The organism is Kineosporia sp. NBRC 101677 (genome assembly GCF_030269265.1).
Classification (GTDB): Bacteria; Actinomycetota; Actinomycetes; order Actinomycetales; family Kineosporiaceae; genus Kineosporia; species Kineosporia rhizophila.
Window position 1 is genome coordinate 412,612 of the sequence record NZ_BSTA01000007.1, and the last position, 18,994, is coordinate 431,605.

Consider the following 18,994-nt stretch of genomic DNA (forward strand, 5'->3'; position numbering starts at 1 on the left):
CTAGCGTCGAAGGAGCCCCTGATCCTCCTACGCCTCCTCCTACGCCCCGGGAGCCCGCTCATGGCCGAAGACGTCGTCCACCACCTGACCCCCGACCACCCGGCCGGAGCTTCAGTGATCAAGGAGGGGTACGACCCCCGCCTCACCAACGAGGACCTGGCGCCCCTGGCCGACCAGAAGTGGGGCACGTACAACATCTTCGCGTTCTGGATGTCGGACGTGCACAGCGTCGGCGGATACGTGACCGCCGGAAGCCTTTTCGCCCTCGGCCTCACCTCCTGGCAGGTTCTGGTCTCGCTGGTGGTGGGCATCCTGATCGTCCAGTTCTTCTGCAACCTGGTGGCGAAACCCAGCCAGATCGCCGGGGTTCCGTACCCGGTGATCTGCCGCGCCCCGTTCGGTGTGCGCGGCGCCAACATCCCGGCGATCATCCGCGGGGCGATCGCGGTGGCCTGGTACGGCATCCAGACCTACCTGGCCTCGGCCGCGCTCGACGTGGTGCTGGTGCGCCTGTTCGACGGTCTGGCGCCCTACGCCGACCCCGCCCAGCACGGCTTCCTCGGCCTCTCCTACCTGGGCTGGGGCACCTACGCCCTGCTCTGGGTGCTGCAGGCGGCGGTGTTCTGGATGGGCATGGAGAGCATCCGCCGGTTCATCGACTTCTGCGGCCCGGCCGTCTACGTGGTGATGTTCCTGCTCTGCGGCTACCTGCTGTGGAAGTCCGAGTGGCACGTCTCGCTCAACCTCTCGTCGGAGAACCTCTCCGGCTGGAGCGTGGTCACCACCATGCTCTCGGCGATCGCCCTGGTGGTCTCCTACTTCTCCGGCCCGATGCTGAACTTCGGCGACTTCTCCCGCTACGGGCGCAGCTTCGAGGCGGTCAAGCGCGGCAACCTGCTCGGCCTGCCGGTCAACTTCCTGGTGTTCTCGCTGCTCACGGTGCTCACCGCGGCGGCCACCCTGCCGGTCTTCGGCGAGCTGATCACCGACCCGGTCCAGACCGTCTCGCGGATCGACAACACCTTCGCGATCGTGCTCGGTGCCCTCACCTTCACCACTGCCACGATCGGGATCAACATCGTGGCCAACTTCATCTCCCCCGCCTTCGACTTCTCCAACGTCAGCCCGCAGCGGATCAGCTGGCGGGCCGGCGGCATGATCGCGGCGGTCGGCTCGGTGATCCTCACGCCGTGGAACTGGTACGACAACACCGACGCGATCCACTACACCCTGGGCGTGCTGGGTGCCCTGATCGGCCCGCTGTTCGGGGTCCTGATCGCCGACTACTACCTGATCCGCCGCCAGCGGGTGGTGGTGGACGACCTGTTCACCATGTCGGAGGACGGAAGGTACTGGTACGAGAAGGGCTACAACCCGGACGCGGTGCTCGCCACGGCCCTGGCCGGCACCTTCTCGATCGCCTCGGTGGTGGTGCCGAAGCTGACCGGCGACGCGCTCTGGATCAGTGACTACAGCTGGTTCATCGGCTGCGCCCTGGGCTTCGTGGCCTACTTCGCGCTGGCCGGACGGCCCGGGTCGGCCACCCGGCGAGCCCTCACCGAGGCGGCCGGCTGACCATGCGGATCCGGGTGATCAACCCGAACACCACCGCCTCGATGACCGCCACGATCGCCCACGCCGCCCGCGCGGTGGCCGGTCCCGGCACGGTCGTCGAGGCGGTGAACCCGGAGCACGGCCCGGTCTCGATCGAGAGCCACTACGACGAGGCCCTGGCCGTGCCGGGCCTGCTCGCCGAGATCGCGCGCGGTGAGCAGGAGGGGGTCTCGGCCTACGTGGTGGCCTGTTTCGGCGACCCCGGGCTGGAGGCCGCCCGGGAACGGGCCCGGGGTCCGGTGGTCGGGATCGCCGAGGCGGGGATGCACGCCGCCTCGTTCCTGGGGCGGGGGTTCAGCGTGGTCACCACCCTCTCGCGGACCACCGGGCGGGCCTGGGACCTGGCCCGCAGCTACGGCTTCGGCGAGCGCTGCCGGGGCGTGCACAGTTGCGAGATCCCGGTGCTGGCGCTGGAGACCGACCCGCAGGCCCGGGCGGTGATCACCGAGCACTGCCGCCGGGCGCTGGAGGAGGACGGTTCGGACGCGGTGGTGCTGGGGTGCGCGGGGATGGCCGACCTCTGCGCATCGATCACGAACGCTCTCGGGTCACCGGTGGTGGACGGGGTGGCGGCGGCCACCGTGTTCGCCGAGTCGCTGGTGCGTCTGGGGCTGAGCACCGGGAAGAGAGGTGAGTTCGCCCCGCCGCCGCCCAAGCCCTTCACCGGGGTGCTGGCCCCGTGGGGCCTGGGGTGACCAGGCGCGCAGTCCGGTTAGGGTGGGCGTGTGGAGATCGCCGTTCTGACCGTGCTCGGCCTGGCCGCCCTCGTGGTGATGGGCCTGGTGCTGCGCATCGTCTACACCGCCTACAAGCAGTCGCGGCGCGGTGAGATCCCGACCGAGCAGCAGCGCAGCCAGATCATGATCCTCAGCGGCGCCGGCGTGGCGCTGGCCGTGCTCGCCCTGCTGGTGCCCCGTCTGTTCTGATTTCAGCGCAATCGGTGCGCCAGCAGCACCACGCAGACCAGGACGAGGGTGATCGCGGCCGGGAACAGATTGCCGGAGAAGGCCATCGCTCCGGCAATCACCAGCGCCACCACGCAGACCAGCCACACCAACGCCGAGATCTTCACCGCAGCCCCCTCCCGCCTCAGCCCCCGCGCCCTCACACTACGTCGGCATGATCGATTTGCCCAGATATCACCCGGGCACCGAGGTCAGCCCAGGTCGGACGCAGACCACAGCCGGAACGAGACGCAGGCCACCGGCGTGTCCCCCGACACCGTCTCGCCGGCACTCTCCCAGAACCGGCGGTGAGCGAGCGCCCACTCTTCCCAGTCGGCGAAACCCTCGCCCTCGGAGCGCGCGAACTCATCGGTGACCTGCTCGAACGGCACCACCTGGACGCCGGTGACCTCGATCCGCCCCACCTCGGTCAGGTCGTCGTCGACCAGCACCATCACCTCGCCGGCCTGCTCGAGTTCCTCCCCCTCGGCGGCGTAGTCCGAGTAGAGCCCGGCCGTGCCCCGTTTCAGCCCGGCCAGCACCAGCCCGTTCAGCTCGGCCCGCATCGCCCCCTTGGAGCCGAGCTCCATCGTGCGCAACCCGTCCACCCGCGGCCAGCCCATCGTTTCCTCCTCCGTCGTCGGGCGCTCAGCCTTCCATGGCCACATCGGCCGGCAGTTCGGCCACCCAGGACTTCTCGGCCGCCAGCTGTGCCCGCCCCTGCGGGGTGACCCAGCGCCCGAACGCTGTCTGCCCAGCGGCCACCCGTCCCAGCACGAAGAGTTCCCCGGCCTGCCGACGCTGGTCGACCACCCGAGGAAAGGCCCGGCGATCTTCCTCGGACAGCCCGTACCCCGCGAGGAAAACCAGTAAGCGACGGCGCATCTCAGCCATGTCCATCGGTGGGACCGACGGGTCGTGACGGCTCGGGTGGGTGAAGGGCACGCACAGACGAGCGGTACTCACCACGTCCCACAAGGGGCGCCCGGGCGCCGCGAATTCCCAGTCGAGCACCGCGGCGGCAGAGCCGTCATGAGCCACGATGTTCTCCGGGCAGATGTCGGCGTGCACGATGATCGACCCGCCTTCCGGGTCGGCCAGTTCGGTGTTCCAGACGCTGCCGGCCGGGGGCTGCCAGCCTTCGGCCGCATCGTGCAGACGTCGGAGCAGACGGCCGAGCGACGACAGGTACTGATCGGTGAACGACCACGCCGGAAACGGCGGCAGCGCGACGTCGCCCGGCATCCAGCTGAGCACCTCGCGCCCCCGCTCGTCCTGACCCACCGGCACCGGGGCGATCCCGGGGGCGGTCTTCGCCAGGTGAGCGAGAAAGGCGTGGGTAGGGGCGGTGTACGACCGCCAGGGGCGCCTGACCGTGTCTCCCAAGCGAAAGACCTGCCCTGCGTTCCCGACGCCCCCGGCCAGAGGAATTTCCTGTTCCATAGAAACTCATCCTCCGACACTGTCGCTGAGCCGCGCGAACAGATCGGTGGTGGACAGCAGGAGCCCTCCCACGATGGCCAGCAGCCAGGCCGTGTCCTCGCGTTCGTTACGGCGGATCCAGCTGTTGATCCGGTGCAGGACCGGTGCGAGCAGACCACCCATGGTCATCCGGCCCACCGTGAGAACCGCGGCGGGTAGCACCATCACCAGGCAGTAGACGGCCAGCAGCAGCGCCGTTGCGACGGTGCCGGTTTCCGCCCGGTCCAGCGTGTCGATTGCGATCAGATAGGGGATCATCATGGCCGCTTCCAACAGCACAGCGACCACCCCGACCACGACGACCCTGCGCGCCGCCGCGTTCGACCCGACCACCGCGTCACGCCAACGGGACAGCCGGCCCTCGTCCCCCACCTGGTCTGGCCGTCGCAGCAGGCCGTACCAGGCCGCGAACAGCAGCAACGCAACACCGAGAACGGTGACCAGCAGGTCGCCCACCGGCGAGTCGAGGAAGTTAGCGACCTGCCGGCGCAGGGCCGAGAACCCGGCAGCCAGGCCGACGCGGAGCGCGAGGTAGCCCACGGCCAGAACCAGCAGGTACCCGAACACGTTCCGGTACCGCAGGTCGCCCGGGGCCAGCAGGAACCAGACCGGCACCAGCAGAGTTGACACGCTCACCGAGTCCAGCAGGGCGAGGGGCAGAATTTCGCCCAACAGCGCGGGATTCATGCACCATCCTGTTCACGAAGGCAGCAGAGTTCGCGAGCGGCACCGCCACGTTACAGCGAAGCCGCTCGTGATCTGAAAGAGCCAGCAGAACAATGGACGATCGGGCGGGGGTAGCCGGTGAAGGCTCGGGTCGGGTGGTCGGCGGGGTCGGGCGGGCAGGCGATTGCAGCCGCCTGGCAACGGGTATCGCCTGGTCAGCGAGACCAACTGATCGACCTGGGACTGGTCGGGAGCGCTGTCGGGCTCGAGATCGGGTTCTTGTCGGACAGTCTTGGTGCCCCGGGCAGCCCGCCACCTGCCATACCGATCGCGCTGAGTGTTCTGGCCGGGCTGCTGCTCTGGTTCCACCGCCGCAGTCCCCTGGGCGTTCTTCTGGCCCTCCTGCTCATCGAAGGCTTCCTGGCGGCGATCAATGCTTACCCCGGCGGAGCGCCTGCGGTCATCGCCCTCGGGTTGCTCTCCCTGCAGGAAGAACGCCGTAGGTCGGTGCCGGCGCTGGTGGTGAGCGCCATCGTGCTGCAGGTCGGCTCGATCAGCAGCCTGCCGGTGCCGGTGCTGGCCTGGGCCGTCGGCGTCTACCTGCAAACGCGGCAGCGCTACGTGGCCACCCTGGCCGAACGCGCCGAGCAACTGGAGCGGGAACGAGAACAGCGTGACCAGCTCGCGGCCCAGGCCGAGCGCACTGCGATCGCCCGCGAACTGCACGACATCGTGGCTCACTCGGTCACCGTGATGCTGCTCGGCGTACGGGGTGCCCGGGATTCCGTACGCCGCGATCCCGACCTGGCGGAGGAGGCGCTGCGCCGGGTGGAGAAGAGCGGCGAGGAGAGCATGGCGGAACTGCGGCGCATGCTCTTGGTGCTGCGTAACCAGGGTGACGGGGCCGCGCTCGCTCCGGCGCCCACCCTGGACCAGGTGCCAGATCTGGTGGCCCGGCACCGGGAAGCCGGTATGCCGGTCACCCTCAGCCGCACCGGCTCGATCCGGGCCGCCCCGCCCGGGATCGAGCTCACGGCGTACCGCATCGTTCAGGAGGGTCTGACCAACGTGCTCAGGCACGCCCACTCCCCCAGTCAGGTAAGCGTGCACATCGGATACGGCGACGAGCGTCTGGAGGTTGTTGTGCAGGACGACGGCCGGGTCGCCCCGGCTTCGGCCTGGGAAGGTGGCCACGGACTGCGCGGCCTTCACGAACGAGTCTCGGCAGCGGGCGGCGAGCTGGCCACCCAGAGCCCGGTACCCCCGTCCATCGGTGGTTTTCGCCTCACGGCTCAGCTGCCTCGGCCGAAAGATCAGACACCGTGAGCATCCGCATCCTTCTCGCCGACGACCAGGAACTGGTCCGGCTGGGCCTGCGCCTGGTTCTGGCTGCCTTCGACGACCTCGAGGTGGTGGGCGAGGCCGCCGACGGCATCGCTGCCGTCCACGAGACCGAGCGGCACCGGCCCGACATAGTCTTGATGGACGTCCGTATGCCCGTCTCCGACGGCATCACCGCAACCGCGGCAATCACCGAGAAGCACCCCGAGACGCGGGTTCTCGTGCTCACCACGTTCGAGGAGGACGAGTACGTCTTCGGTGCCATCCGGGCCGGGGCGGCCGGGTTCCTGCTCAAGGATGCTTCCCGCGAGAAGCTTCTCGAAGCGATCCGGGTGGTGCACAGCGGCGACTCGTTGCTCTCCCCTTCGGTGACCCGGCGGCTGGTTGAGGTTTTCGCGCATCGCAGCCCACCCGTCACCACCGGTACTGCGGCGCAAAGACTCACCGCCCGCGAGCGGGAGACGCTGGTGCTGCTGGCCCGTGGCCTCTCGAACGCCGAGATCGGCCGTCGGCTCCACGTCGCCGAGACCACGGTGAAGTCGCACGTGAGCAGCCTCCTGCTGAAACTCGGCCTGCGCGACCGGGTCCAGGCGGTGGTGTTCGCCTACGAGAATGCTCTCGTGGTAGCCGGCCAGAACGAATGAGGGACGTCCGTGACCAGGTGGTCACGGACGTCCCTCATTTCGTTCCGGTTCAGTTCGCGGGGACCAGTTCCTTGCCCGCGGGCTGCACCTGGACCTGCTCGAGGCCCTCGGTGGCCTTGCGCTTCGGCCACCAGGACGGGTTGCCCCGGCCCTGACCGCCGAGCGCGGCCGAGACCCGGTCGAGGTAGATCGCCAGCACCACCACGGCCAGGCCGCCCTCGATCGAGTCACCGATCTGCAGGCTCTGCACCGCCGAGACGACGATGCCGCCCAGACCCTCACCACCGACCAGACCGGCGACCACGACCATCGACAGGGCCAGCATGATCACCTGGTTGACCCCGGCCATGATCGAGGGACGGGCCAGCGGAAGCTGCACCTCCCGCAGGATCTCCAGGCGCGACGCGCCGAAGGCGGCCGAGGCCTCGACCGTCTCGGCGTCGACCTGGCGGATCCCCAGTGTGGTCAGGCGCACCGCGGGCGGGGCGGCGAACACGATGGTGGCGATCATGCCGGGCACCGCCCCGATGCCGAAGAACAGCACCGTCGGCAGCAGGTACACGAAGGTGGGCACGGTCTGCATGAAGTCCAGCACCGGCCCGACCACGGCCCGGACCACCGGGTTGAACGCCGACCAGATGCCCACCGGGATCCCGATCAGCAGCGCCACCGCGGTGGCCAGCAGCACGGTGGCCAGGCTCTGCATGGTCTCGTACCACAGGCCCATCCCGTCGACCAGGAGCAGGCCGGCGGTGAGCAGCACGGTCAGGCCGATGCGGCGGGTGACCACCAGCGCGATCACCGCGAACACGATGGTCATCGGGATCGGCTGCAGACCGGCGACGATGTCGTAGGTGAACCGCAGCAGGTGGCTCAGCAGGGTGGTGAGCCAGTCGAAGAAACCCTCGAGGTTGTCGGTGAGCCAGTTGATGACGTCCTCACCGTACTGGCCGATCTTGATCTCAGGCATTGACTGCCGCCTCCTCACGGGCCTCGGCAACGCTCGAAAGGCTGGACAGGATGGCCGCGCGGGGCACCACGCCGGCCAGCTTGCCGTTCTCGTCGACCACGGTGACCGGGACGACCTGGCGGCCGGCCAGGTGCATGAAGTCGCCGATCACGGCGTCCGGCTTCACCGCGTGGTACTCCTTCGTCACGCAGCGGGCGAGGTCCTTCTCCTTGCGGGTGACCGCGTCGTGCAGGTTGGTGTCGGTGACCACGCCGAGCAGGTGCCCGTCGTCCTCCAGCACGAAGGCACCCACGGCCTCGTTGTCGGCCAGCCGGCTCAGCGCCACCGCCGGGTCCTCGCCCACCCGGAAGGTGAGCAGCGCCGGACGCACCAGGTCGGCGGCGGTGAGCACGCGGGCCCGGTCCACGTCGGCGACGAACTCGCTGACGTAGTCGTCGGCCGGGCGGGCCACGATCTCCACGCCGGCGCCGACCTGGACCACCTTGCCGTCGCGCATGACCATGATCCGGTCGCCGATCCGCATGGCCTCGTTCAGGTCGTGCGTGACGAACACGGTGGTGCGCCTGTCCTCGGCCTGCAGCTGGGTGAGCAGGTCCTGCATGTCCCGCCGGATCAGCGGGTCGAGGGCCGAGAACGGCTCGTCCATCAGCAGGATCGGCGGGTCGACGGCCAGCGCCCGGGCCAGGCCGACGCGCTGGCGCATACCGCCGGAGAGCTCGTGCGGGTACTTCGAGCCGCGCCCCTCCAGCCCGACCCGCTTCAGTGCGGCGTCGGCCTTCTCGAACCGCTCGCCCTTGGCCACGCCGCGCACCTTCAGCCCGTAGGCCGCGTTCTCCAGCACGGTCCGGTGCGGGAAGAGCGAGAAGTGCTGGAAGACCATGCCGATCTTCTGGTTCCGGATCTGGCGCAGCCGCGCGTCCGGGACCTTGACGATGTCCTCGTCGTCGATCAGCAGCTCACCGCTGCTGGGCTCGTTGAGGCGGTTGATCATGCGCAGCACGGTGGACTTGCCCGACCCGGAAAGACCCATGACGACGAACATCTCACCGGTCTCGATCCGGAAGCTGACGTCGTGCGCGCCCAGGTAGCCACCGGCCTTGGCGACCGCGGCGGCCGGGTCTTCACTGGCCAGGGCCCGGCGGGCGGCGCCCGCGCTGAGGCCGTAGGCCTTGCTCAGGTTCTTTCCCTCGATCATGCGCCGATCACCGACTCCGCATCCTGACCGTCACTGGACTTCACACCCTGCAGGAACTCGCCGACCTTCTCCGGGTTGGCCTCGATCCAGGCCGACGCGATGTCGCTCAGCGACTTACCTTCCTTGTCGTGGTCGTAGTAGAACTGCCCGGCCTCGTCCGTGGTGAAGCTGAGCTGCTTCAGGAACGTGGCGATGTTGGGGTTCTCCTCGGCGAAGCCCGCGCGGGAGACCGTGCGGATCTCACCGGCCCCGCCCCAGACGCCCTCCGGGTCCTCCAGGAACACGGTCTTGAACTGCACCGTCATCCAGTGCGGGCTCCAGCCCAGGAAGACGATCGGCTGGCCCGCACTCTGCGCCTTCTCGGCCTGCGCGAGCATCGCCGGGGTGCCGCTCTCGACCAGCTTCCAGTCGCCGAGGCCGTAGGCGTCCTCGTCGATGGCCTTCTGGATCGTCTCGTTGCCCGGGGCACCGGCCTCGATGCCGTAGATCCGGCGGCCGAACGCGTCGGCGTGCTGGTCCAGGTCGGCCAGCGACTTGATGCCCAGTTCCTCGGCGGTGTCGCCGGGCACCACCGGGGAGTACTCGGTGCCCTCCAGGATCGTGCTGTCCACCACCACGTCGCCGCCGTCGATCAGCTCGCCGTAGGTGGGCTCCTGCGAGGGCCACCAGTTGCCCAGGTAGGCGTCCGCGTCGCCGCTGGCGATCGCCCGGGCGCCGAGCTCGACCGAGACCTCGTTGACCCGGACCGAGTAGCCCAGGTCCTCGAGGATCTGCTTGGCGATCTCGTTCTGCGCCTGGAGGTCGACCCACGGCTGCTGGATCAGCGTCACCGACTCGGTGCCACCACCCCCGCCGCCGCCTCCGCCGTCGCCGACCAGGGCGAAGTCACCCTTGTCCTCGGCGCTGGAACAGGCGCTGGTGACCGCGGCCACGCACAGCGCGACGGCCAGCGCCCTCAGACCATGCCGTCTGGGAGGCCTCATCCTGCTTCTCCTTCTTCCGGTGCTGCGGGGGGATTCCGACGTGGGCCGACCGTCTGCCCGGCGGGGACCTGCTCGCGGCAGAAACCGGCCTCCGGGGGCCAGGTTCGACTGCGCAGAGTCCGGGCGGGGCCCAAAGGTGTTGTGCAGCAGGCAAGCGGGCAGGCCGGACGCCGACCGCGCCGGAAAGATCCGGGGCGGCCGGGCCGGTCGTGCTCACGTGCGGCAGTCATCGTCAGATCGTTCGTCAGGTTCACGGCTTCGTCGGCGTGCGGTTCCGGACGTACAACCTTGCCAGGGATCGGCCCGGAAGGCCCGTCCGGATCCGAAAGCCGGTGCCGGATAGCACACCTGGCTCCAGGCTCTCGACCCAGACCTGCGCCCGGGTGAGCCTTCTCACTCACTTCCGGCGTAGGACGGCCACCCTGGGTCGACAGCCGGCCACCCGGCCGCCGCCGTCGTCGACCACCGGCCCGGGCCCGGAGGGCCTCGCCCACGGTCCGCGGTGACGTCGGCCGGCCATCACCGCTACCTTGGTCACCACACCTGGTGCCGGACCGGAGCACATTCTTCACCCATTCGAAACATAGTCAGGCACAGGCACTTCCGCCCGTGCGGCATCGACCGCGGTGAAGCTGCCCTTCGCCCGGCTGAGCTGATCGTGGCAGCCGGGGGCAGGGCCGTCGATAGCCCGGGGTGATTGAGGGAGACCATTTCTCTCTCAATCCTATAGACATTATCTATAGCTGGGTGACGGCCTCCGGCACATCGCCGAACATGGTGGTGGCGAGGGCCAGGAACTGCTCGCCCGGGCTGCTCAGCCCTCGGGACCGCCAGATCAGGTGCACCGCCGCCTTGGTCGGCCGGCGCAACGGCAGCACCCGCGCGCCCCGCCGGGCGGCGTCCTCGGCCAGCCCCTCCGGGAGCAGCGCAGCCCCGGCCCCGGCCAGCACCAGCGGGATCACCGAGGCCAGGTGGGCGGTCTCCACCGCGATCTCCGACGCCTCGCCGGCCACCTGCAGCTCCACGTCGAGGAGCTCGCGCAGCGCGGTGTCCCGCAGTGTGCAGATCAGCCCCACCGGCACCAGCTCGGACACACTCACCGAGGTCAGACCGGGCAGGGACCCCGGCGGGAGCACCGCCACCAGCCGGTGTTCCAGCAGCCAGCGACTCTCCAGCACGCCCGCCGGCGGGGTTCCGTCGACGAGACCGAAGTCCGCCTCGCCCGAGCGCACCTGGTCGAGCACCTCGGAACGGCGCACCGGGTCGCCCACGCTGAACTGCACGGCCGGGTGGGCCTGCCGGAACTCGCCGATGATCTGCACCAGCGGTTCCACCGCCCACAGGGTGTTGGAGATGATCGTCAGCCGGCCGAACCCGACGTCGCTGACGCTGCGCACCGCGGTGGCGGCGAGCTGGAACGAGCGCAGGGTGCGCCGGGCCGGGGCCAGCAGGGCCTGGCCGGCGGCGGTGAGACGCACCCCGCGCCCCAGCCGCTCGAACAGTACGGAGCCCAGTTCGCGCTCCAGGAGCCCGATCGCGTGGGACAGGCTGGGCTGGGCGATGGTGAGGGCGGCCGCGGCCCGGGTGAAGCTTCCACACTCCGCAACCGCGAGGAAGTACTCCAGCTGACGACGCTCCATCGCCCCAAGGTAGGGGCAAACGTCCGCAAAGGAACCAGGTCGCAGGCGGAAGATGAGAAGCCCTTCATCTCCCTCTCCTGTTCGGCTCACGCCCGCCCGGTGAAGTTGTCATCAGTCCGGAGAGCCGGACTGCACGAAGACCACCGCACCAAGGAGTGAGCATGTCCCGCAAGCTGACCCGCACCGTCCCCTTCGCCGTCACCGCTGCCGCGGCCATCGGCGCCGGAACGTTCCTGCTGGCCGCGCCTGCCTCGGCCAGCTCCGCGCCGAAGGCCGCCGCCACGTTCACCTGCAACGGGGTGAAGGCGACGATCGTCGGCACCAACGGTGAGGACGAGATCAACGGCACGAAGGGCCGCGACGTGATCGTCGCCCGCGGCGGCGAGGACGAGATCGACGGCCGGGGCGGCAACGACCTGATCTGCGGTGGCGCCGGTGAGGACGAGATCGACGGCGGCACCGGGGCCGACACGGTCTACGGCGGCACCGGTGAGGACGACATCGACGGCGAGTCGGGCAACGACAAGCTGTACGGCGGCTCCGGCGGCGACGACATCGACGGCGGCAAGGGCGCCGACCGGATCTGGGGCAACTCCGGGGCGGACGACCTGGACGGCGGCCCCGGCCGCGACAAGATCAACGGCGGCCCGGGCCGCGACGACATCGACCAGGGCGACGACGACAACGACGACGACTGACCGGTTCCTCGAGCGGCTCCCGGGGCGTCAGGCCGGACCTGACGCCCCGGGCCGCGCTCAGCGGTCCTGCGGGGTGCGGTCGAAGCCCTTGAACCGGCTGCCCTGATAGGTGAGCCGACCGCGGTCGCCCTCCAGGATCGTCCCCCACTGCTGTCCGAGCACCGGGAACTCGACCCGGTCGTGGCCCTGCACCTCGAAGGTCAGGTAGTACGCGTTGCTCGCGCTGTTCTCGCTGCGCCGGACCTCCTGCCGCTTGGCCACCACGACGGCCGGCACGGTGAGCAGCGGCGAGGCGTTGTCGCGGCTGCGCTGGGCCAGTCCCTTGTAGATCGCGAACAGGATCCCCGTCAGGATCACCAGGGCGACAGCGCCGAACACCACGAAGAACCCGACCGCGAACAGGTCGAGCGACCCGTCGAAATCCCGGAACATCTCGTCTTCCATCGGTTCCTCCCACGCTCCACCCCGGTGCCTGCCTCAGTACAGACGCGGCACCCTGGCCTTTCGATGCACGCAGCCGGCTGTGATCTGTTCGCCGGCCCTGTCACCGGATCGGCGGGCAGGCGGGCGCGGGGGCCGGAGACCGGGGCTTGAGGTCGGCAGGCAGGACCCAGGGCCCTGGTGAGCGTTCTCCGCTTGCCAGGGCCCCCTTTTCAGCTGTTCCGGACGCACCCACGAGCTGGTGGGTACGAACGCGCCAGGGGCGGCGCCGAAGTCTCTCGGCACCGCCCCTGGTCGGATCCGGACAGGTCAGCTGCAGCCGGAGGTGCTGCCGCAGCCCTCGCAGACGAAGCAGGAACCGGCCGGGCGCATCTTCGTGCCGCAGGTGAAGCACATCGGGGCGTCGGCCGTGCGGCCCTGCATCGCCTCGAACAGCTCGGCCGAGGAGTGCACCGCGGTCGGCGCCGACTTCGCCGTGGCGGCCCCGCTCACGTTCACCACCGGGAGCTGGCTGGTGGCGTGGCCCGTGGTCAGCGGCTGCACCACCTCGGGCTGGGCCGGGGTTGAGGGAGCCGACTGGGCCAGGTTCTCCAGCTCCTCCTCGACGTCCTCGCTGTCGTCCTCGGCCGGCAGGTAGGAACCGGTCTCCAGTTCGCGGGTGCGCTCCTCGGCCGAGTAGATGCCCAGGGCCGAGCGCTCCTCGAAGGACAGGTGGTCCAGGGCGAGGCGGCGGAACACGTAGTCCATGATGCTGGAGCTCATCCGCACGTCCGGGTCGTCGGTCAGGCCGGCCGGCTCGAAGCGCAGGTTGGTGAACTTCTCCACGTAGGTCTGCAGCGGCACCCCGTGCTGCAGGGCGATGCTCACCGCCACCGAGAACGAGTCCATCATCCCGGCCAGGGTGGAGCCCTGCTTGCCGAGCTTGATGAAGACCTCGCCGAGGCCGTCGTCGGGGTAGGAGCCGGCCGTCATGTAGCCCTTGGCGCCGCCCACGGTGAAGCGGGTGGTGATCGAGGGACGCGACTTCGGCAGGCGCTTACGGGTCGGGCGGTACTCGACGACCTTCTCGACGACCTTCTCGACCTTGGCGGGCTCCTCGGTCTTCTTCGCCTTGGCGTCCGACAGCGGCTGGCCGACCTTGCAGTTGTCGCGGTAGACGGCCAGCGCCTTGAGGCCGAGCTTCCAGCCCTGGAAGTACACGTCGGCGATGTTCTCGACGGTCGCGGTCTCGGGCAGGTTGACCGTCTTGGAGATGGCGCCGGACAGGAACGGCTGGGTGGCCGCCATCATCCGGACGTGGCCCATCGGACGGATCGCCCGCTGGCCCATCGCGCAGTCGAAGACCTCGTAGTGCTCGGCCTTCAGGCCGGGGGCGTCGATCACGTGCCCCTTCTCGCCGATGAACTCGACGATGGCCTCGACCGTCTCCTCGGCGTAGCCGAGCTTGCGCAGGGCCCGCGGGATGGTCTGGTTGACGATCTGCATCGAGCCGCCGCCGACCAGCTTCTTGAACTTGACCAGCGAGAAGTCCGGCTCGATACCGGTGGTGTCGCAGTCCATCATGAAGCCGATGGTGCCGGTCGGGGCCAGCAGCGAGGCCTGCGCGTTGCGCCAGCCGTTCTGCTCACCGATCTTCAGCGACTGCTCCCACTCCTTGGTGGCGGCGCGCTGCACGGCGATGTCCATCGGGTGCATGGTGCGGATGGTGTCGTTCGCGGCGGCGTGCTTGCGCATCACGCGGCGGTGCGCCTCGGCGTTGCGCTGGTAGCCGTCGTAGGCGCCGACGACCCCGGCGAGCTCGGCGGAGCGGCGGTAGGCCGCACCCGTCATCAGCGAGGTGATCGAGGCGGCCAGGGCCCGGCCACCGTCGGAGTCGTAGCCCAGGCCGGACTCCATCAGCAGGGCGCCCAGGTTGGCGTAGCCGATGCCGAGCTGGCGGTAGGCGCGGGTGGTCTCGGTGATCGCCTCGGTCGGGAAGTCGGCGAAGCAGATCGAGATGTCCATCGCGGTGATCACGATCTCGACGGCCTTGGTGAACTTCTCCACGTCGAACGAGCCGTCGTCCTTGACGAACTTCAGCAGGTTCAGCGAGGCCAGGTTGCAGCTGGAGTTGTCCAGGTGCATGTACTCGGAGCAGGGGTTGCTGGCGGTGATCCGGCCGGACTCCGGGGTGGTGTGCCAGTCGTTGATCACGCCGTCGTACTGGATGCCCGGGTCGGCGCACTCCCACGCCGCCTTGGCGATCTTGCCGAACAGCTCCTTGGCGTCGACGTGCTCGATCACCTCGCCGGTGGTGCGGCTGGTCAGGCCGAACTGCTCACCGAACTCGACGGCGCGCATGAACTCGTCGCTGACCCGGACCGAGTTGTTGGCGTTCTGGTACTGGACGCTGTGGATGTCCTTGCCACCCAGGTCCATGTCGAAGCCGGCGTCGCGCAGGGCGCGGATCTTGTTCTCCTCGCGCGCCTTGGTCTCGACGAACTCCTCGATGTCCGGGTGGTCGACGTCGAGCACGACCATCTTGGCCGCGCGCCGGGTGGCCCCGCCGGACTTGATCGTCCCGGCCGAGGCGTCGGCCCCGCGCATGAAGGAGACCGGGCCGGAGGCGGTGCCGCCGCTGTTCAGCAGTTCCTTGCTGGAGCGGATGCGGGAGAGGTTCAGGCCGGCGCCGGAGCCGCCCTTGAAGATGAAACCCTCTTCCTTGTACCAGTTCAGGATCGAGTCCATCGAGTCGTCGACGGACAGGATGAAGCAGGCGCTGACCTGCTGCGGGGCGCTGGTGCCGACGTTGAACCAGACCGGGGAGTTGAACGCGAAGACCTGGTTCAGCAGCATCCAGGTGAGCTCGTGCTCGAACACCTCGGCGTCGTCCTCGCCGAGGAAGTAGCCGTTGTCGCGACCGGCCTTGGTGTAGGTGAGCACCACCCGGTCGATGAGCTGCCGGAGGCTGGACTCGCGGGAGTCGGTGCCGACCGCGCCGCGGAAGTACTTGGTGGTGACGATCGTGGAGGCGTTCAGGCTCCAGAAGTCGGGGAACTCGACGCCCTTCTGCTCGAAGATCGTCTCACCCGACTTCCAGTTCGTCTGGACGACGTCCCGGCGCTCCCAGGTGACCTGGTCGTAGGGGTGGATCCCCTCGGTGGTGTAGACCCGGCCGATCTTAAGACCGGTGCGGCGCACCTGCGGTGCTCCGTTGCGGGTCTTCCGCGACCCCTGGCCCGACTGGCCTGAGACGGTCTCCGTCATTCGTCCGTTCCCCTTAGTTGCTGTGCCTGGGCCCGGGGTGACCCGGGCGACGGCGTACTCGTGCCGATATCGGCGCTTTGGTGAATTGCGTTGTGGTGCAGGCGTGTTGCTAATTGCGGTGCAGGTGCAATGGTTCGGGTGGTGCCGGCGGAGCGTGGTGCCTGCCGTCCTGGCGCAGGGCAGAGCGGTGGCGCCCGGCCGTACTGGTGACGCTGGTGGTGCGGTGTGTCTCTGCGCCGAACCGCCGTCGCCCGGCCTTCCCCTGCCTGGCGACGGCGGTGGTCGATGTCAGGTGGCGCTGGAGGCCGGGGGGTTGCCCGGCTCGACGCCGGTCGGCTCCCGTTCGGCCCGGAGCACCGTGATCGCCGACTCGAAGTCCTCGAGCGACTCGAAGGCCTGGTAGACGCTGGCGAACCGGAGGTACGCGACCTCGTCCAGTTCCCGCAGCGGCCCCAGGATGGTCAGGCCCACCTCGTGCGCCTCGATCTCGGCACAACCGGTGGCCCGGATGGTCTCCTCCACCCGCTGGGCCAGCCGGGCCAGGTCGTCCTCGCCGACCGGGCGGCCCTGGCAGGCCTTGCGGACGCCGGTCATGATCTTGGTCCGGCTGAACGACTCGGTGGCGCCGGACCGCTTGACCACCGTGAGGCTGGCGGTCTCCATCGTGCTGAAGCGACGGCCGCACTGCGGGCACTGGCGGCGCCGGCGGATCGCGGCGCCGTCGTCGGTGCTGCGCGAGTCGACCACGCGGGAGTCGGAGTTACGGCAGAAGGGGCAGTTCACGACGACTCCTCCCAGGAGACACGCAGAGAGCGGACCGTACCCGGACAGACCGGGCGCGGGGACGGCCGAAGGAACGGATGACTCCGCCCTGTGGGCAATCACTAACTAGATGTGGACCGCTTACAGCCCTGTAACTACTACATCTAGGGGTAACGCTAGGACGATGGCCAACGACATGCAAGCTGCCCGAACCCCTTGCGCGCCACCCGGCAGCCGTGGTCAGGCCACCCTCGAGACGCCCCTGCGAAGATCCTGGACATCCGCCCCGGATCGTGATCCACACCGATCGACCACTTCCGGAACGAGCCCCCGCCCTGGTCTCGATCATCCGGAACCCGTGCTCGCGACCTGCATCGTTGCCCATCGCCTGCTCCTGCCGGGCGATTACCGCGCGCAACTATAAAGCTACCTACGGTCATGACCGAGAGGCGTCCGGATCGCGGATGATCTTGTCGGGCCCTCCCGCGACACGCCGACCGCCCGTGGCGAGGACGACAGGCCGGGTCGGGCCACCGCCGGAAAGACTGCCAGATCCGCACCCGGAAAGAGAACCGAACCCCAACATCTAGTGCCCACAGCTTGTCACCGGCCGAACATGCGGAGTTAGTTGCCCGGAAGGGCGATACGCTGACCGGCCGCCACGGCGGGGTCGGTGAGCGCGTTCAGATCCATGATGTCGGCCACCGTCTCGCTCCGGTCGCCCTCCGGGTCCACCTCGCCGGCGATGGCCCACAGCGTCTCGCCCGGCAGCACCACGCGGTAGGAGACCGACACCGGCTGCACGTCAGAACCCGCCTCAGCCGTGCGGTTGATCAGGAGCACCCCGGCCAGCACGGAGGTCGACGCCAGCAGGGCAGCCCCGGCCCGCACCACCACCTGACCACGCCGCGTCAGCCGCAGGGCGTCGCGCTCCGGTGCCGCCGGAACAGCGCCCTGAGCGGGCGCAACCTGACCAGCTCCGCTCCGCACCCCAGAAACCCGCTGAGCCGCACCTTGCTCTACCTCGCCCGGCACCCCGGACGCCCGCCCACCTGCGCCGCGCTCCACTCCGCCCGGCGCCCCAGACGCACGCCGAGCTGCGCCCTGCCCCGTTCCCGGCCGGTCGGCACTACCCCGCTGGGCCGCAGGCCCGTGACCAGCCTTCGACGAACCACCCCGACCGCCGACCTCGATGTCACTCAGATCGATGGACTGGGTGCCGGCCAGGACCGAAGCCCGCTGCACCGCACCCCGGCGATGCTCAGCACCAGCCCCGTGGCTCTGCCGGCCCGGGCCAGGCCGCCCCGAAGCGGTGACCGACTGCCCCTTACCCGCCCCACGTGCATGCCCGGAGTTACTCCGCTGAACCCGCTCTTCAGGCACAGCCTGCCCCTGGGCGGGCAGCCGCACACCCCGGCCAGGCTCATGCCCGCTACGCCCCAACACGATGGCCCGCTGTCCGGGGGCGCCGACGGCGCGCCGCTCCCCCTGCGCGCGCCCCGCAACTACTGAGGCCCGCTGGACCATTTCACCCGATCGGCCCACGGCACCACCTGCTCGGCCACCCCCAGCCGAGCCCACCCCACCCCGGTCGCCTACCCGCTCGCCGCGCACAACCTGCCCGGCACCACGCCCGGTCCGCTCCCCACCGCGCCCGGCCGACTGCCCACCGAGCACACCCCGGTCAGCACCACGCCCAGCTCGATCAGCACGCTCGCCGCGACCAGCCTTAGCCGGCTCAGCCAGGCCGCCCCCGACACGCCCGGCCTCGCCACTACGTCGCAGCGCGCGACCGCCCGCCCCCGAACGACCCGGAACGGCGCGCCCCGCACCTCCCGGACCACCTCGTCGTCCCCGCACACCCGACTCACCCGAGCGCCCGGAAGCCCGCTCACCGCCGACGCCCGCCCCGAACGTCCCCAGTTCTGGATCTTCTTCCCCACGCGAACGCCCGATCCCGGCGAGCCGACCGAACTGCCCGAACCGGCCCAGATCCCCCAGACGCCCCAGAAACCCGGAATCGCCTCCACTGAAACTCTTCTCGACATCCGACGCACATTCCCCCTCGCGCACGAGACGCAGGTGCGGACGCTCCCCGGCAAGCACGGGACGGCCGGACCGAGAGCGCTGCGAGGCCCGGTTACGGGCGGACGAAGAAGCAAACGTCAGGCTCATCCTTCGACTCCAATGCGATGGGTTCGGGATCTGAGGCGATCGGGACCGGGCGAGAGGTGTTCGAACACAGGTTCGATCGAACACATGTCCAATGTCTACCACTCACCGGCGACAAACTCGCGACACGTTCGAACACTTGTTTGAAAGTGTCGCCGCGCTTCCCTACGGTGATCGTGTCCGGCGGACTGCCGGG

19 protein-coding genes are annotated in these 18,994 nt (G+C 69.5%); 6 read left to right on the forward strand and 13 right to left on the reverse strand.

Annotated elements, in window-relative coordinates; translation table 11 throughout:
• Positions 1 to 60 precede the first annotated feature (60 nt).
• The 3 genes from QSK18_RS22605 to QSK18_RS22615 are packed head-to-tail and all read left to right on the forward strand — an operon-like array spanning position 61 to position 2,540.
• A complete protein-coding gene (locus QSK18_RS22605) occupies positions 61 to 1,575 on the forward strand; it encodes an NCS1 family nucleobase:cation symporter-1 (protein ID WP_232811888.1) in 1,515 nt (504 codons plus the stop codon).
• A gap of 2 nt (positions 1,576 to 1,577) precedes the next feature.
• Positions 1,578 to 2,309: an aspartate/glutamate racemase family protein gene (locus QSK18_RS22610; RefSeq protein WP_232811887.1), complete on the forward strand. Its 732-nt coding sequence runs from the start codon at positions 1,578 to 1,580 to the stop codon at positions 2,307 to 2,309.
• Positions 2,310 to 2,339: 30 nt separating this feature from the next.
• A complete protein-coding gene (locus QSK18_RS22615) occupies positions 2,340 to 2,540 on the forward strand; it encodes a hypothetical protein (RefSeq protein WP_232811886.1) in 201 nt (66 codons plus the stop codon).
• 2 nt (positions 2,541 to 2,542) lie between these two features.
• Here QSK18_RS22615 and QSK18_RS22620 read toward each other — a convergent pair whose 3' ends face one another.
• The 4 genes from QSK18_RS22620 to QSK18_RS22635 form a co-directional block, all read right to left on the reverse strand.
• A complete protein-coding gene (locus QSK18_RS22620; RefSeq protein ID WP_232811885.1) occupies positions 2,543 to 2,686 on the reverse strand; it encodes a hypothetical protein in 144 nt (47 codons plus the stop codon).
• A gap of 84 nt (positions 2,687 to 2,770) precedes the next feature.
• Entirely contained in the window at positions 2,771 to 3,181 is a 411-nt protein-coding gene (locus QSK18_RS22625) for an ASCH domain-containing protein (RefSeq protein ID WP_232811884.1), read from the reverse strand.
• Between the two features lie 25 nt (positions 3,182 to 3,206).
• Entirely contained in the window at positions 3,207 to 3,944 is a 738-nt protein-coding gene (locus QSK18_RS22630) for a phosphotransferase (protein ID WP_232811883.1), read from the reverse strand.
• Between the two features lie 63 nt (positions 3,945 to 4,007).
• On the reverse strand, positions 4,008 to 4,727 hold the full coding sequence (locus tag QSK18_RS22635; RefSeq protein WP_285622907.1) for a GAP family protein: 720 nt from the start codon (positions 4,725 to 4,727) through the stop codon (positions 4,008 to 4,010).
• Positions 4,728 to 4,985: 258 nt separating this feature from the next.
• On the opposite strand from QSK18_RS22635, the gene QSK18_RS22640 reads away from it, so the two are divergent.
• Both QSK18_RS22640 and QSK18_RS22645 read left to right on the forward strand, forming a co-directional pair.
• Complete coding sequence (locus tag QSK18_RS22640; RefSeq protein ID WP_232811881.1) at positions 4,986 to 6,032, forward strand: sensor histidine kinase; 1,047 nt, start codon at positions 4,986 to 4,988, stop codon at positions 6,030 to 6,032.
• Entirely contained in the window at positions 6,029 to 6,691 is a 663-nt protein-coding gene (locus tag QSK18_RS22645) for a response regulator (protein ID WP_232811880.1), read from the forward strand. The genes QSK18_RS22640 and QSK18_RS22645 overlap by 4 nt, the downstream gene beginning before the upstream one ends.
• A gap of 49 nt (positions 6,692 to 6,740) precedes the next feature.
• Here QSK18_RS22645 and QSK18_RS22650 read toward each other — a convergent pair whose 3' ends face one another.
• The 4 genes from QSK18_RS22650 to QSK18_RS22665 form a co-directional block, all read right to left on the reverse strand.
• Positions 6,741 to 7,661 (reverse strand): ABC transporter permease, encoded by a 921-nt coding sequence (locus tag QSK18_RS22650; protein WP_285622911.1) that lies wholly within the window; start codon positions 7,659 to 7,661, stop codon positions 6,741 to 6,743.
• Positions 7,654 to 8,856: a quaternary amine ABC transporter ATP-binding protein gene (locus tag QSK18_RS22655; protein ID WP_232811878.1), complete on the reverse strand. Its 1,203-nt coding sequence runs from the start codon at positions 8,854 to 8,856 to the stop codon at positions 7,654 to 7,656. The genes QSK18_RS22650 and QSK18_RS22655 overlap by 8 nt, the downstream gene beginning before the upstream one ends.
• A complete protein-coding gene (locus QSK18_RS22660) occupies positions 8,853 to 9,839 on the reverse strand; it encodes an ABC transporter substrate-binding protein (protein ID WP_285622914.1) in 987 nt (328 codons plus the stop codon). The genes QSK18_RS22655 and QSK18_RS22660 overlap by 4 nt, the downstream gene beginning before the upstream one ends.
• A gap of 737 nt (positions 9,840 to 10,576) precedes the next feature.
• Positions 10,577 to 11,479 (reverse strand): LysR family transcriptional regulator, encoded by a 903-nt coding sequence (locus QSK18_RS22665; RefSeq protein WP_285622917.1) that lies wholly within the window; start codon positions 11,477 to 11,479, stop codon positions 10,577 to 10,579.
• Between the two features lie 161 nt (positions 11,480 to 11,640).
• On the opposite strand from QSK18_RS22665, the gene QSK18_RS22670 reads away from it, so the two are divergent.
• Complete coding sequence (locus QSK18_RS22670; protein ID WP_285622920.1) at positions 11,641 to 12,177, forward strand: calcium-binding protein; 537 nt, start codon at positions 11,641 to 11,643, stop codon at positions 12,175 to 12,177.
• Between the two features lie 57 nt (positions 12,178 to 12,234).
• On the opposite strand, the gene QSK18_RS22675 is transcribed toward QSK18_RS22670, so the two are convergent.
• The 5 genes from QSK18_RS22675 to QSK18_RS22695 all read right to left on the reverse strand — a co-directional run bounded on the left by QSK18_RS22675 (position 12,235) and on the right by QSK18_RS22695 (position 18,656).
• The gene (locus QSK18_RS22675; RefSeq protein ID WP_232811874.1) at positions 12,235 to 12,621 is read right to left on the reverse strand and encodes a DUF2500 domain-containing protein; all 387 of its coding nucleotides are present in this window, start codon (positions 12,619 to 12,621) and stop codon (positions 12,235 to 12,237) included.
• 306 nt (positions 12,622 to 12,927) lie between these two features.
• Positions 12,928 to 15,864, reverse strand: coding sequence for a vitamin B12-dependent ribonucleotide reductase (locus tag QSK18_RS22680; protein WP_232811873.1), 2,937 nt, complete (start codon positions 15,862 to 15,864; stop codon positions 12,928 to 12,930).
• Between the two features lie 288 nt (positions 15,865 to 16,152).
• Positions 16,153 to 16,647 (reverse strand): transcriptional regulator NrdR, encoded by a 495-nt coding sequence (nrdR, locus tag QSK18_RS22685; protein WP_232811872.1) that lies wholly within the window; start codon positions 16,645 to 16,647, stop codon positions 16,153 to 16,155.
• Positions 16,648 to 17,250: 603 nt separating this feature from the next.
• A complete protein-coding gene (locus QSK18_RS22690) occupies positions 17,251 to 17,616 on the reverse strand; it encodes a LysM peptidoglycan-binding domain-containing protein (RefSeq protein WP_232811871.1) in 366 nt (121 codons plus the stop codon).
• Between the two features lie 605 nt (positions 17,617 to 18,221).
• Entirely contained in the window at positions 18,222 to 18,656 is a 435-nt protein-coding gene (locus tag QSK18_RS22695) for a hypothetical protein (protein ID WP_285622928.1), read from the reverse strand.
• Between the last annotated feature and the right edge of the window lie 338 nt (positions 18,657 to 18,994).

Excerpts from the sequence above, each read along its gene's own strand:
- QSK18_RS22610 (WP_232811887.1), top strand. The coding sequence starts at position 1,578 with ATGCGGATCCGGGTGATCAACCCGAACACCACCGCCTCGATGACCGCC.
- QSK18_RS22670 (WP_285622920.1), top strand. The coding sequence starts at position 11,641 with ATGTCCCGCAAGCTGACCCGCACCGTCCCCTTCGCCGTCACCGCTGCC.
- QSK18_RS22650 (WP_285622911.1), bottom strand. The coding sequence starts at position 7,661 with ATGCCTGAGATCAAGATCGGCCAGTACGGTGAGGACGTCATCAACTGG.
- QSK18_RS22680 (WP_232811873.1), bottom strand. The coding sequence starts at position 15,864 with ATGACGGAGACCGTCTCAGGCCAGTCGGGCCAGGGGTCGCGGAAGACC.
- QSK18_RS22635 (WP_285622907.1), bottom strand. The coding sequence starts at position 4,727 with ATGAATCCCGCGCTGTTGGGCGAAATTCTGCCCCTCGCCCTGCTGGAC.
- QSK18_RS22625 (WP_232811884.1), bottom strand. The coding sequence starts at position 3,181 with ATGGGCTGGCCGCGGGTGGACGGGTTGCGCACGATGGAGCTCGGCTCC.
- QSK18_RS22660 (WP_285622914.1), bottom strand. The coding sequence starts at position 9,839 with ATGAGGCCTCCCAGACGGCATGGTCTGAGGGCGCTGGCCGTCGCGCTG.
- QSK18_RS22655 (WP_232811878.1), bottom strand. The coding sequence starts at position 8,856 with ATGATCGAGGGAAAGAACCTGAGCAAGGCCTACGGCCTCAGCGCGGGC.
- QSK18_RS22605 (WP_232811888.1), top strand. The coding sequence starts at position 61 with ATGGCCGAAGACGTCGTCCACCACCTGACCCCCGACCACCCGGCCGGA.
- QSK18_RS22665 (WP_285622917.1), bottom strand. The coding sequence starts at position 11,479 with ATGGAGCGTCGTCAGCTGGAGTACTTCCTCGCGGTTGCGGAGTGTGGA.
- QSK18_RS22675 (WP_232811874.1), bottom strand. The coding sequence starts at position 12,621 with ATGGAAGACGAGATGTTCCGGGATTTCGACGGGTCGCTCGACCTGTTC.